Source organism: Rhodohalobacter sp. SW132 (assembly GCF_003390325.1).
Taxonomy (GTDB): domain Bacteria; phylum Bacteroidota; class Rhodothermia; order Balneolales; family Balneolaceae; genus SW132.
Genome location: NZ_QUOK01000001.1, coordinates 71995 through 86567 on the forward strand (window position 1 = coordinate 71995; position 14573 = coordinate 86567).

The window sequence follows — 14573 nt, forward strand, 5'->3', positions numbered from 1 at the left end:
CTCACCAACCTGATTCATGATTCCTGACTCCTGCATGATCAGGAAAATCCAAACATCACCATCGCAACCATGCAGATTGCAGCCATAGCAAGAAGTTTAATCAGCAGCGGCAGGCAGAAGCGGAACCATCGGTCATATGGGACGCCGGCCATCCCGAGGATTCCCATTAAGACGGCATTGGTTGGAATTATCATGTTTGCAAACCCATCTCCGAAAAGAAAAGCCTGAACTGCAATCTGTCGTGAGACTCCGAGAATGTCACTGAGCGGAGCCATGAGCGGCATCGTAACGAAAGCCTGACCACTGCCTGAGGGTACAAACAGGTTGAGAATGGTCTGCATAATCATCATCCCCACAGCGGAGAGTTCAGGGCCCACCATTCCAAGTGGAACAGAAAGGCCGTGTACGATGGTGTGGAGAATTTGACCGTCTTCGAGGATCAGCGCGATTCCCCGGGCAATTCCCACCAGGAGGGCTGTCTCCGTAAGTTCTTTCGCGCCACTGACAAACTCCCTGGCCATCAGGCTTGGACCGATTCTGCCGATCAGTGCAGCGACAATGCCAAGGATTAAAAATGCGGATCCAAGCTCAATAAGGTACCATCCGTGAAAACGGATTCCATAAACGGCGCCACCGAGTGCGATCAGAAAAGCGGCGATGATAGCAATATGGGAAACGGTCAGTGCGGGATACTCTTTAGGTGGTGCACCCTCATCCGGCGGTTTTATACCTGCCATCAAACTGGCGGATGGGTCAAGTTTCACTCTGCGCGAGTAGCTCCAGACATGATGTGCCCCGACAAGCACAAACGGAACAAGGATGGCCATACGGACCTCCATTCCGGAGTACGTAGGTAAACCGGCAACTTCCTGGGCGACCACAACTGTGTATTGATTAAACGCTGCTGCGCCATACCCTACGCCATATCCAACTACAATAATCCCAACTGCGGTCATGGTATCCATATCCATACTTCGGCAGAGCGCGACCAGGATCAGAACAAAGGGAATGTATTCTGCCGAAGCCCCCACTGCACTTGATGTAATGGCGAAGACAAACACCATGATGAAAATCAGTGTACCGGGTTGGCCATCAAGTTTTTCAAGAAGCCGGCCGAGAAGCGCGTCGATCGCGCCGGTTTTACGGATCACCGCCAGTACACCGCCGATTATGAAAAGAAAGAAAATGATATCCTGTGCAGCTGCAAAAGCCCTTGGGATGGCGGTAAACAGATCGAGCGGGCTTAACATCTCTCCCTCTTCGGCAACTTCGAATGTGCCCGGTACCACAACCTGACGTCCCTCAACAACTTCGGAATCGAACGACCCCTGGGGAATGATCCATGTAAGCACGAGCGCCCCAACCATCATAAAGAATAGCAGGGTAAGGGTGTGGGGCATTTTAAATTTCATGGAGTCGGTCTGTTGTTAGTCTTGCAAATGAAACCGCGCTCAAAATAGGAATGGAGCACACCCAATACAAGCCGTCATAGTCACTCCCATAAAATTCGTCTGCAATTTTTGATAATTTTACCATAGCCGGGTAAGAAAACCCCGGCTGTGATTGGCTAAGGTGGGTCATCGGATGAATCATCCACGATTAAGATGGTGATTCTTCGAGACTCGATTTTTCGACAAGCACATCCGATGACTATACAACATTTTACTGTTGAAGCTGCACGATGATAAGTTTACTAAATGCTCATTATATATCAGCGGCGATCCCTCATGTAGAGTTCACCTTTTCGGTTGGAAAAGTGGCTTGATGAGGAGTAGATCCTGCCGGTTCGTCCGGTTGATTCAATCCTTTCTTCGGCGAGCCGGTTGGAGGCCTCTACGGTTGTAAGGCTGTTTTCATCGGCGTAATCCAGGATATTGGTTACCGTATCATAAATCCGGGCTGTTTTCCGCATGGCGAGTTCTTCATTGTATCCTTCAAGCTCGCTCGAAATATTGATGATTCCCCCCGCATTGATCACATAATCGGGAGCGTAGATGATTCCGCGATCACTCAGCGCATTTCCGTGTTTGACCTCATCTTCAAGAATGTTATTCGCACCACCGGCAATAATATCGCAGTTCAGGGCCGGCAGCGTATCATCATTCACAACACCGCCCAGGGCGCACGGACTGAAAATATCTGCATCGAGCCCGTAAATTTCATCCGGAGAGACGTATGCAGCCGAACATTCAGCGGCAACTTTCTCGGCTTTTTCCTTGAAAATATCGGTGATATAGATCGTTGCGCCCTCTTTGGCAATATACCGGGCCAGGTTTGATGCAACATTGCCTGCACCCTGGATTGCGATCTTTTTGCCCTTCAGCGAATCGCTGCCGTACGCTTTTTTCGTGGCTGATTTCATGCCCATATAAACGCCATACGCCGTGACAGGTGACGGATCCCCGCTTCCTCCCATCGATTTCGGAATGCCGGTTACATACTTGGTTTCGGAGTAAATCCACTCCATATCCTGCTCCGACATCCCCACGTCTTCAGCCGTGATATAACGCCCGCCCAGGCCATCCACAAAACGGCCGAATGCCCGGAAAAGATGTTCATTTTTATCTTTATACGGATCTCCGATGATCACCGCTTTGCCGCCGCCCAGATTCAGTCCGGAGATTGCTGCCTTGTAAGTCATTCCCCTCGACAGGCGGAGGACATCCCGCATGGCATCGCTCTCATTTTTGTAGGTCCACATACGCGTGCCGCCCAGTGCCGGGCCAAGCGTGGTGTCATGAATGGCGATGATTGCTTTTAGTCCTACATCAGGTCGTGAACAGACGAGAACCTGTTCGTGTCCGGCAGTAGCCATATCGGAAAAAAGTGGGAATTGATCGTCCTGAACGCTCTTTTTCTGATCTATTTCTTTAATGAATGTATCCATGAATCTAATCTTATTTGTGTGATGTTTGCTTGATTGGAAGCGCTTTTAAGATAGTGAATTGTGCGGGGATTTGGCAAGCTTAAACTGCACTATGAAGAACACTGAAAGCATATGTTTTTATGCAAAAAGAGATACTGCATGTGAATTTAAAATACTCGACGATGCAGTGACTGTGATAACCTTATCGGTTGAAACAGTCGATGTTTACCTCCCGCAAAAAACAGAAAATAAACTACATTTGATCAAAGAGTTGCATGATTTGAGAAAATATTTTCCCATTCACTTTAATTTTTGGAAACGGTTTTCCATATTGTGAGAGCAATTAGAGGGGAATTAATACTGAGAATGTGTTAAAATCGGAGTAAATGATTGCGCAAAATAATTCTCACATGGGCAAAGAGCATTTTTACTATTAATAAGAGTTTTGCCATTATCCGCTTAATTGTTTTCTCATGGCATATGTCAACGAAAATTTAAAAAATCGATTCGACCTATGAATACAATCACTACTAAACCGGCATTCTTAATTTTATTCTGGAGTTTTTTTATGATGAATTCGATACAGTCTGCCAGCGGTCAAAATCTGACGATCCATGAGAACGAATATTTTGAAGATCGCGGAGTGAACGTGCTGGTGTTTAGCAATCAGCCCGGCGGCATGTTTTTTGATGCGAAAACCAGCGGGATCGAAATTATTCATCATGGTGAACGTACCGCAACTAATGGTGATGTACGGTTTTTGCACACACCGGAGCAGTGGGACGGCCTCGGGGAGTTTGTAGACCGCACAATCGACCGGGAGAATAACATTATAGAAACCAGGCTCGAATATCCTGAACACGATTTTTCCTACCGTGTTCGCGCTGAAGCGAAAGACGGAGGTATTTCCATAACTGTTCATCTCGAAGATCCGCTGCCGGCTGAACTGGCCGGAGATGCCGGGTTCAATATGGAGTTTTTACCGTCTGAATATTTTGGCAAAACCTACCTGATGGATGAAAAAAGCGGATTGTTCCCAGTTCACCCAACGGGGCCGATGAACGTCCGGGAGTCTGGCTTAACGGAACCGGCGCCAATGGCCAGGGGGACGAAACTTGTTTTGGCACCCGACGATCCGGAGCGTCTGATCACTATCCGCGAAGCGACAGGCGAAAATGAGTTGATGCTTTTTGACGGGCGAAATAAGGCTCAAAACGGCTGGTTTGTGGTTCGCAGCCTCATCCCGGAAGGAGCGCAGGGAAATGTAATTGAATGGTTCCTGGAAATTCACACAATACCAGACTGGATCCGTCAGCCGGTCATCGGTCATTCCCAGGTCGGATATCACCCCAACCAGAATAAACGAGCGGTTATTGAGCTCGACCCTCATGATCAGCCGGAAACAGAAGCGCGGTTAATTCAAATTACAGAAACCGGCGAATCGAATGTAGTTCATTCCGGCGCTGTAGAGAGCTGGGGCTCTTATCTGCGGTATAACTATGTAACATTTGATTTTACAGAAATTACCGATCCCGGCATTTATGCGATCGAATATGGAGATCAGCGCACCAACGCTTTCAGGATTACGGAAGATATTTACGCGGATACCTGGCACAAAACCCTGGACCTGTTTTTCCCGATTCAGATGGATCATATGCGGGTCCGTGAGGCGTACCGGGTATGGCATGGCGCATCCCACCTGGATGATGCGCTCCAGGCACCTCCGAATTATGAACATTTTGACCTCTACCGGCATGGCGATTCCACAGATACAGATTTTGATACGTTTGAACACATACCGGGCCTCAATTACGGCGGCTGGTATGATGCTGGTGATTACGACATCCGCACGCAATCACAATACTTTACCGTTCAACACCTGGTACACACCTGGGAGCAGTTCGGCATCGATCGCGATAATACCACCGTCAGCCAGGAGAAACTCTATACCGAAATTCACCGGCAGGATGGTAACCCCGACATTTTGCAGCAGATTGAACACGGAACGCTTGGCCTGATAGCCCAGCACCGCGCTATTGGCCACGCCATTCCGGGTATCGTAGCCGGGCACCTTTACCAGTATACACACCTGGGTGATGGGGTGACCAAAACCGATAACAAAATCTATGACCCTGAACTGGATCCGTTTTCCGATGAACGAACCGTGGGGGATATGTACTTGCCTTCAACAGATGCACCCGGCCCTGATGAACGGGTCACCGAAACCGATGGCAACCGAAGCGGCTTTTTTGATGATCGATGGGCGTTTACAACCAATACATCAGCTTTGAACTACGGTTCAGCCGCGGCACTGGCAGCAGCGAGCCGTGCGCTGCGCGGGTTTAATGACGAACTCGCTGAGGAATCACTTGAAACGGCGATCGGGGTATGGGATTACGAAAATAACCGTGAACCTAATCTCTTCAGGCACGGAAACACCACAGGCGGACGGCTCGAAGAAGAAAAACTCAAACTGGCTGTGGAGCTTTTGCTTTCAACGGAAGATCAGCAATACGCCGATGCTGTTGCAGAACTGTTGCCGATTGTAGAAGAACGGTTTAGCAGCAATGTTTTTATGCTGATCCAGGCGATTCCCTATATGGATGATTCCTATAAAGAGAGATTGCGGGAATTGACCGAAGTTTACCGTGAAGGGATTAACGAGATTGAAGACGAAAATCCATATGGTGTTCCGATAACCCGCGGCGGTTGGGCCGGGAACGGGACAGTTATCGGCTTTAGCATCAATAACTACTGGCTCCACAAAACCTTTCCCGATATCGTAGAAGCGGATTGGGCGCTGCGCGGATTGAATTATATTTTTGGAACTCATCCGGAATCAAACTATTCGTTTGTTTCTGGAGTAGGAGCAAACTCACAGCTTGTTGCGTATGGAATAAACCGGGCAGATTTCTCATTTACTCCGGGCGGAATTGTACCCGGAATATTGATTCTGAATCCCGACTTCCCGGAAAACAAAAAAAACTGGCCATTTTTCTGGGGCCAGAACGAGTATGTTATAACCGTAGGGGCAAGTTATCTCTTCCTGGCCAACGCGATTCACGATTTACTGAGTGAATAAATTTACAGGCAGCTTTAGTGGAGAACCGCACAGTTCTCATTACTTTTGCGATCAAATGATTCAGTTCATCACAATACTGTCCAAAACATTTAAAAAATTCATTTAATATCTTCGTTTCTGTTCATTCGGAATAGATATTTTTATTGATCGAAATTCGATTCCCTGCTTTTTTATCACCAGAGTTATGGGGGATGAATTCGCTGATTCCCGAAGATTTTCTGTGTATATCTGCGCATTTCTGCGATAAACTCATCGATAATCTGCGAAAAGAAGAACAGATCTCATTCAGGGTTTCAAACTTCTTATAAATTTATTTATCGTTTTGGACAGTCTTGAGTTCATCACTATCAAAATTGCATATAACAGGTATTTTCTTGTTTAAAACCTGAAGATATGTTTGGGTTTTACGACGGAAATGGCAGAGTGCAGGACAACCGTCGATTTAAAAAAGTTCTCATCGATTGTCTTGTACTTTTAGTATAATGGATCAAGAGAAGAACCCGTTATATTGTTACATCAATTGTCAATCCTAAATGGATTGAGATCTTTTCAGGGTACATGTATATTCGGTGAATTTTTTTGATGATAGTCACAAGAAAAAGTGACTGAATCCAGATTTTGGCATTCATGAGGTGAAGCTCAGCTGCCTGTTCAATGAAAATAAAATCAAATAATAATCATGCCATTAAGATGGGTATATGCCACACCTGACAGAGATGAGACCGTCCAATATTTACAAGATCAGCTGAATATTCCGGAGAAAATTGCGCACCTGTTGTCCCTGCGCGGAATTGATACTTTTGGTAAAGCGAAAGGATTTTTCAGGCCCGATATCGAGGATCTGCACAATCCGTTCCTGATGAAAGATATGGAGAAGGCCACTCACCGTCTCTGCAAAGCGATTCGCGACAGTGATACTGTGGTTGTGTATGGAGATTATGATGTGGATGGCACAACCGCCACCAGCATGATCTACACGTTCCTGCAGAGTTTCGGCCTGCATGTTGAATATTACATTCCGCATCGTTTTAAAGAGGGATACGGAATCAATCCCGACGGTATTCAGTACGCGATCGATTTGGGAGCCGACCTGATTGTTTCGGTTGATTGCGGAATTACGGCGATCGAAGAAGCGAAGTTTGCCAGGGAGAACGGAATCGACCTGGTGATTTGCGATCACCATAATGTGGGAGCTCAAATTCCCGATGCTGTTGCCGTGCTCGATCCCAAACGTCCGGATTGCAAGTACCCGTTTGACGGGCTTTCCGGCGCGGGAGTGGGTTTTAAGCTGATCCAGGGCACAATTAAAAAACTTGGTCTGTCGCACACACTCGCTTACAAATACCTCGATCTTGTAGCAGTCTCAATCGCATCGGATATCGTGCCGATTGTTGATGAAAACCGGATCCTGATGAGGGAAGGCCTCAGGATGCTCAATTCAAACCCAAGAGTGGGATTCAGAGAGCTCTTTAACCTGATAAAAATTCAGATTGGTACCATAACCACCTCAAGTATTGTGTTCTCTCTCGGTCCGAGGATCAACGCTGCCGGCCGTATGGGGGATGCCACCGTTGCCGTTGAGCTGATGATTTCAACAGACCGGACAGAAGCCTCCCGGTTTGCGAAAGAGCTGGAGTCGGTGAATAAAAAACGCCGCACAACCGACACCCAAACGATGGATGAGGCGGTTGAAAAAATTGAAAGTGATTTTAATATGGATGAGCTTTCATCGATGGTACTGCACGATCCCGGCTGGCATCTTGGTGTGATCGGTATCGTGGCCTCCCGCCTGGTGGATGCCTATTACCGGCCTGCGATTATGCTCAGCACGGTGGAAGGGAAAATTAAAGGATCAGCCCGCTCAATCAAAGGGTTCAACATTTATGAAGCGCTGAAAAAATGCGATGATCTGCTGGAGCAATTCGGCGGTCATGAATTTGCCGCAGGGCTTACCATGGAGGCTTCAAACCTGGAAGAGTTTCGTGAAAGAATCGACCAAATCGCATTTCGATATCTGAAAGAGAACGATTTTTCCCCGGAAATTACGATCGATAGCCGGCTGAATCTTGGAGAAGTTGATACCCGTTTCTGGAAACTGCTGAGCCAGTTCGAACCGTTCGGCCCGGGCAATCTCCGGCCGACTTTTGTCAGTGAAGATGTCTGCATCGAAGGCGTTCCGTCGATTGTGGGAAGCGGTCACCTGAAGATGAAAATCCGTCAGGATAACTCCCAGGTATTCGATGCCATCGGGTTCAATATGCACGAATATATGCCGCGGCTGTTAGATTGCAGCGAAAATAAAATTGATGTGGCGTATGTTCTGGAAGAGAACTACTGGAACGGGCGCCGATCCCTGCAAATGCGGCTTAAAGATATACACGTGGGGGATCGAACGGGCTGAGCAAAACAGTTTAAAAAAATGATGGGGTATAGATTGTGATAAGGATAAAAACCCCTTATCTTAGGCGTCTTGAGTTAAGGGACTGTAGCTCAGTCGGTAGAGCAACGGACTGAAAATCCGTGTGTCGGCGGTTCGATTCCGCCCGGTCCCACATTCAAGTAAAGCCCTTGTAAGACATAGAGATATGAGCTTACAGGGCTTTTTTGTTTTGATCGATTTTTACAGCAGATATAATTCCGGACAAAACTGTACAAAACAATACATGAATGTGAAAGAAGTTTGAAACCCCGAATGCAATCTGTTCTTCTTTTCGCAGATTATCGCTGAGTTTATCGCAGAAATGCGCAGAAAATTTTCGGGAATCAGCGAGTTCATCCTTGTAACACTGCATTAAAAAAGAAGGGGATCGATTTTCAATCTACATTGATATCTATTCTGAATTAACCTAGGTGAAGTTATTGGATGAATCATCTACATGTTTCGGACAGTATTGTTCCGGGACTTTATTGGGGCAACAGTTGACAAAACCCTTATCAAAATTTGAAGTTTAGGTGACAACTTCTAAAACCAAACTTCGAATGAGATCCTTCAATATTCGGTGTTTGATATTCGATATTCATCATTTACATGGGCTTTCTGAAATCAAGAACCTGTTTAGGAGCATTAAACCACGCATTTTAAGAAAAGTAATTTCCTCAGGTAGGCATATCATTGTCACTGTCAATATCAGCAGTTTTCAATATATCTCTGATCCGGTCGATATGAACCTGTGACTTTTCGGCTCGTTCAAGTGCTGATTTAGAACCAACGCCCTTTTCCCCTCGCGCCATTTCAGTCAGAAGGTTCTTACGCTCTTCAAACATCCGCAGCGCAGTCCACATTGTTTCTTCAATTTGGTGAGTTTGCTCCGCCAAAAGAAACGCTGCCGTATATGCGTGCCCTGTATGGCAGCGGTATCGTAAGTCGCTATCCTTTCCAACTTTCCATAAAACACCACCGCAGCCCGGACAGTTAAATGGAACCTGTTCGCCCAGTTTATTTACAGAAGACAAATCACTTAACACCCGTTCGGCTATTTCAGCTTCTATTAAAATATCTTCCGGAACAGTTTTTCGCTTTTTTATTTTCTGTGGGATAATTTTGTATAGTTGGGGCCCCATCTCAGAAATAGGCAGGCAATAGTCTACCTCTACATTATTCAGGGCATTTCTTGGCATGTCAGGATATTCGGCTTCGTCGGGATCCTGAACAATACAGATTCCGCCACATTTTTTAATAGCTTTCATTCCCGATGTACCATCATCAAGATAGCCGGTCAGCAGTATTCCGATAACTCCAGTCCCAAACGCTACTGCAGCTGACCGAAATAACGGATCAATAGCAGGTCGCGATCTGTTCTCGTGGGCTCCTTTTGTCACCAGCATTTTCAGGTTTTCTCCTATCAACAAATGATGATCGGATGGCGCCATAAATGCATGTCCGGGTTTCAGATTAGTCCCGTTTTCTGCATGCTGACATTTTACGCTATTTAGTTTATTGAGCTCATCTAAAATTACATTTCCTGTAGCATCAGGAGAAATATGCCGGACAATCAATATCGGGAGAGGAAAGTCTTTAGGCAGCTGGCTGATAAGTTCTTTTAATGCCTTCAATCCTCCTGCAGATGTACCAATTACAACGATCCGGGAAACAGGGTCAGGCTTTTTCGTTTTGCTCTCTTTTGTCATTATTTAAATCTATTAAAGTTAAATGCTGATAACTCAGGTGAATTGTAATTTATTCTCTTTTATACCACAACTATTTATGCTCAGCTTTTTTAAAGTACACTGTCCATTTCAAGTAACTAAAATTGTCAAATTAGTCATTTAGTTACGATTAAAGGACTATTTAGAACCAATCTGTAATTAATGCAACTTTTACGTGGGAATTTGTAACCACGAAAGTCACATTATCTGCATCTTATTAGGTGAGAATTACACTCACGAAAAATCAATGACCGTTTAAGCTACGTTTTGAATGATAATAAGATTGAATACACTCGCAATTTTAAGTACGTTAAATCATGGAAAATGCAAATAGATTTGAACCAATCCGCCGTAAGCTAAACATAATCCTGGCTGAAGATGATTATGATGATCGACTCCTGTTTGAGGAGGTTATAGACGAACTCCCGGTATCTGTTGATCTCATTACGTTCAATAACGGTGATGAACTTATGGAATGGCTCACTGATAATAAAAACAATCTGCCTGATGCCCTGTTTCTGGACCTGAATATGCCCCGAAAAAACGGGTTTGCAGCTTTGGGAGAGATAAAGAGGGACACCAAATTACAGGATTTGCCGGTGATTATTTTTTCCACTACTACAAATAGTGAAATGATAAAGCAGGTGTTCAAAGATGCGGCACACTTCTACATCCGTAAGCCGGCTAATTATCTGGAACTTAAAAAACTGATATATAAATCACTTAAATTAGTTGCAGATAAGGAGTTGGATCTTCCCGGCAAAGAAAGCTTTATGTTAACTACTGATTGAAATACCTCAAGGCTGTCCAAAAAGGGCGTTGAAATAGGTGAATATTAATATTACAGTCATGCCAGACTCCGATCCGGCATCTCCTGTCTATATCAACAATAGGTGATCAAGTCCCGAACGCTTTCGGGATGCGAGATAACGCTTTTATGGACAGCCTTGGAATTAAACCACGTACGATTAATAAAAATGGCTAAAAAGTCAGATACCCAGTCAACTGACGAAGAAAAGAGTATAAAATCTGAAGATTTATTCCCTGTTGTTGCTATTGGAGCATCAGCCGGGGGGTTAAATGCATTCAAAAAATTACTCAGAGCCACGTCGAAAGAGCCCGGCATGGCTTTTTTATTTGTACAGCATTTAGATCCGGATCACGAAAGCCTGCTGCCCGACATACTTCGAAAAGAGACAGAAATGCCTGTAGTGGAGATGTCAGAGGAGTGTACAATTGAGCCCAACCACGTCTATGTGATGCCCAGTGATAAGTTGATGAGTGTATCAGATGGCAAACTGCAACTCACAGATCGGCCCGAAAAGAAAAAATCAGAACGTGTTCTTCCCATCGACCTGTTATTTTCAGCACTTGCTAACGTTTATGAATCACACGCCATTGGGGTGGTGCTGTCAGGTACGGCATCGGATGGCACGAAAGGGTTAAAAACCATAAAAGATGGCGGGGGCATTACCTTTGCGCAAAATGTAGAGACGGCAGAATACAACGGAATGCCCGGCAGCGCTATTCAGGCCGGAGTCGTTGATTTTGTACTCCCGCCGGAAGAGATCCCGAAAAAATTACTCGAGATTAAGCACTTTATTAAAACCGGCGATGCTTTAGAGACCCCCGAAGAAAGGGATGATGAGGGTGACTTCATGCAAATTATCACCCTGTTACGAGTTCGAAAGGGCACGGACTTTACCTATTACAAACAGACCACAATCCGCAGGCGAATTCTTCGGAGGATGGCGATTAACAAAATCAAAAAGGTTTCCGCCTATCTCGAATATTTAAGAAAACACAAAGAGGAACAGGATACATTGTACAGTGATTTTCTGATTCCGGTTACCTCATTTTTCCGTGACCCGGAAATATTTGAAAATCTATCCGACAAATTTTTGCCGGATCTAATAGACAGAATTCCCGACGATAAAACCGTCCGGGTATGGGTAGCGGGTTGCAGCACGGGGGAGGAAGCCTACTCTCTGGCCATCTTGTTTAGGGAACTGTTGGAGACGCGTTCTGTGGGAACCCCTGGAAAAAAAGTGCAGATCTTTGCATCTGATTTAAGCGAATCCGCAATCGATAAGGCTCGCCTGGGCACCTATTCGGCTACGGAAATGGCAGGGGTTTCTGAAAAACGAATCAAAAAGTACTTTACCAATTCAAATGGAAATTTCCAGGTAAACCGGCAGGTTCGGGACATGTGTGTTTTTGCCGTTCATAATTTTTTGAAAGATCCGCCATTTGGCAAAATTGACCTGATAAGCTGCCGTAATGTGCTGATCTATTTTGAGCCATATTTACAGAAAAAAGCACTCACCACGTTTCATTATGTGCTAAACCCAAACGGGATATTATTGCTCGGCAAATCAGAAACAACCAGTGGCGTACCCGACCTGTTTTCTGAAGTTGCCAAAAGTGACAAAATATATTCACGTAAAGAGGCTTCCAGTAAGTTCGTTCAGGTGGTGAACCGGAGATCGGAGCTTGATTATAATCGGAGGCAAAAAAGCGAAGTTGCGGAAAAGAAGAGTCCCGACTTCCAAAAAACGGCTGATGAGTATATGCTCAAAAATTACACCCCTGCCGGTGTAGTGGTAAACGAAGCGATGGATATTGTACAGTATCGGGGCAAAACGGGCCCGTATTTAGAGCAATCGTCCGGGAAACCGAGCCATAATCTAATGACACTGGCCGTTCCGGGCCTGGCTTTTGAACTTCGAAATGTTCTGCATAAAGCAAAACAGGGGCATGAAGAAGTAAAAAAAGAGAACATCCCGGTTAAGCTGAATGATGAGCTTCACTCTATCTCCATCGAGGCTATTCCGCTTCCCAATACCATAGAACCACATTTTTTAATACTGTTTCACGATACCTCTTCAGAAAAAAACAGACAGGGTTCTGAAACGGAAGGCGCAGAAACAGACGAAGTGCCGGATACCGATAAAAATCTTCGCATTCAGCAATTAGAGCAGGAGCTGGTTGATACAAGGGAGGATATGCGTAACATCACGGAGGATCAGGAAGTTGCCATCGAAGAGCTCCAGAGCGCCAACGAAGAGCTGATGAGCAGCAGTGAAGAGCTCCAGAGTTTAAATGAAGAGTTAGAAACAAGTAAGGAGGAACTTCAAAGCACAAATGAAGAGCTGATTGTCCTGAACCAGGAGATGAGCAGCTTAAATGAACAGATTGAGGCTGAAAGAAATTACTCCGAATCTATTGTCGCAAACATTCGCGAACCGCTGCTGGTGCTGGATAAAAATCTGCGGATAAGAACGGTTAATAACGCCTTTTACAAACAATTTAAGCTTAAAGAAGAGGAAACCGTTGGGTCACTGATTTATGATCTCGGGGATAAGATGTGGGATTTCCCTGAGATCAAAAAATTGCTCGAAGATATTATTCCCGAAAACCCTGTTGTTGTTGATTATGAAGTTATTCACAACTTCCCGGGTATTGGGGAACTTCACATGTTGCTGAACGCCCGTGAAGTTGCCAAAGATGATGAATCTGAAAACCTGATCCTCCTGTCAGTAGAAGACATTACTGAACAGGTAAAAGAGAAAGAAAAACGCCGCAAAATTCAGGAGCAACATACCAAAGAACTGGAAGAGAAAATAGAAGAACGGACGGTTGAGTTAAAAAATGCTATTGAAGAACTCCGGGAAATGAACAAGGAATTGGTGGAAACAAACAAAGAGCTGGAAGCTTTTACCTATATATCAAGCCACGATTTGCAGGAGCCGCTCCGAAAAATTCAAACCTTTGCAGGCCTGGTACTCGAAAAAGAGAATCAAAACCTGTCCGATAAGGGGAAAACCTATTTCAATGTAATGCAGGGGGCTGCAAAACGGATGCAGAAGCTTATTGATGATCTGCTTGCGTTCTCACGGCTCAACACGTCAGAGAGAACGTTTGAAACCGTGGATCTGGGCACTATTATTGAAGAGGTTTTAACAAACTTCAACGACGTTATTAAAGAGAAACAAGCCACTATTGAGCTGCAAGAAATGTGTGAGGTAGATGTCATTGTCTTTCAGTTCCGGCAACTGATGCACAATCTTATCAGCAATGCGCTCAAATTTTCAAAACCGGGAGAAAAACCGCACATAAAGATCAAAAGCACTGTTGTAGATGGCAGTGAACTGAAGGCAAAAGACCTGTCTCCGGATCAAAAATACTGCCACATTTCAGTTACTGATAACGGTATCGGATTTGAGGAAAAATTCAATGAAAAAATATTCGAGGTATTTCAGAAACTTCATTCAAAAAATGAATATCCGGGTACGGGAATCGGGCTGGCAACTGTGAAAAAAATTGTGACCCATCATAATGGGGAAATATTTGTTGATAGTGCGCCGAACAAAGGAACAACATTTGATATTTATATTCCGGTTTCGGGTACTTCAGTGGCTGAATAGATTTTGCTTTTATTGAGCCTCTTCTTTTTTAAATTCTTACTATAAATTGATC

The 14573-nt window shown here is 44.9% G+C and carries 7 protein-coding genes and 1 tRNA gene; 5 read left to right on the plus strand and 3 right to left on the minus strand.

Annotated features, from left to right (window positions below; all coding sequences use genetic code 11):
* Window positions 1-38: 38 nt before the first annotated feature.
* On the minus strand, window positions 39-1412 hold the full coding sequence (locus DYD21_RS00310; RefSeq protein WP_116030719.1) for a YfcC family protein: 1374 nt from the start codon (window positions 1410-1412) through the stop codon (window positions 39-41).
* A 299-nt stretch (window positions 1413-1711) separates the two neighbouring features.
* The gene (locus tag DYD21_RS00315) at window positions 1712-2887 is read right to left on the minus strand and encodes a Glu/Leu/Phe/Val dehydrogenase (protein ID WP_280842325.1); all 1176 of its coding nucleotides are present in this window, start codon (window positions 2885-2887) and stop codon (window positions 1712-1714) included.
* A gap of 547 nt (window positions 2888-3434) precedes the next feature.
* On the opposite strand from DYD21_RS00315, the gene DYD21_RS00325 reads away from it, so the two are divergent.
* From DYD21_RS00325 to DYD21_RS00335, 3 genes are all read left to right on the plus strand, one after another.
* On the plus strand, window positions 3435-5948 hold the full coding sequence (locus DYD21_RS00325) for a glycoside hydrolase family 9 protein (protein WP_199535428.1): 2514 nt from the start codon (window positions 3435-3437) through the stop codon (window positions 5946-5948).
* 679 nt (window positions 5949-6627) lie between these two features.
* Window positions 6628-8349, plus strand: coding sequence for a single-stranded-DNA-specific exonuclease RecJ (recJ, locus tag DYD21_RS00330; RefSeq protein WP_116030725.1), 1722 nt, complete (start codon window positions 6628-6630; stop codon window positions 8347-8349).
* A 78-nt stretch (window positions 8350-8427) separates the two neighbouring features.
* Window positions 8428-8500: transfer RNA gene (locus tag DYD21_RS00335), tRNA-Phe, on the plus strand.
* A 544-nt stretch (window positions 8501-9044) separates the two neighbouring features.
* Here DYD21_RS00335 and DYD21_RS00345 read toward each other — a convergent pair.
* Window positions 9045-10076, minus strand: a complete 1032-nt coding sequence (locus DYD21_RS00345; protein WP_116030729.1) for a chemotaxis protein CheB — start codon at window positions 10074-10076, stop codon at window positions 9045-9047.
* Between the two features lie 335 nt (window positions 10077-10411).
* On the opposite strand from DYD21_RS00345, the gene DYD21_RS00350 reads away from it, so the two are divergent.
* Both DYD21_RS00350 and DYD21_RS00355 read left to right on the plus strand, forming a co-directional pair.
* Window positions 10412-10885, plus strand: coding sequence for a response regulator (locus DYD21_RS00350; RefSeq protein WP_116030731.1), 474 nt, complete (start codon window positions 10412-10414; stop codon window positions 10883-10885).
* Between the two features lie 186 nt (window positions 10886-11071).
* Window positions 11072-14521 (plus strand): CheR family methyltransferase, encoded by a 3450-nt coding sequence (locus DYD21_RS00355; protein WP_116030733.1) that lies wholly within the window; start codon window positions 11072-11074, stop codon window positions 14519-14521.
* The last annotated feature ends 52 nt before the right edge of the window (window positions 14522-14573 follow it).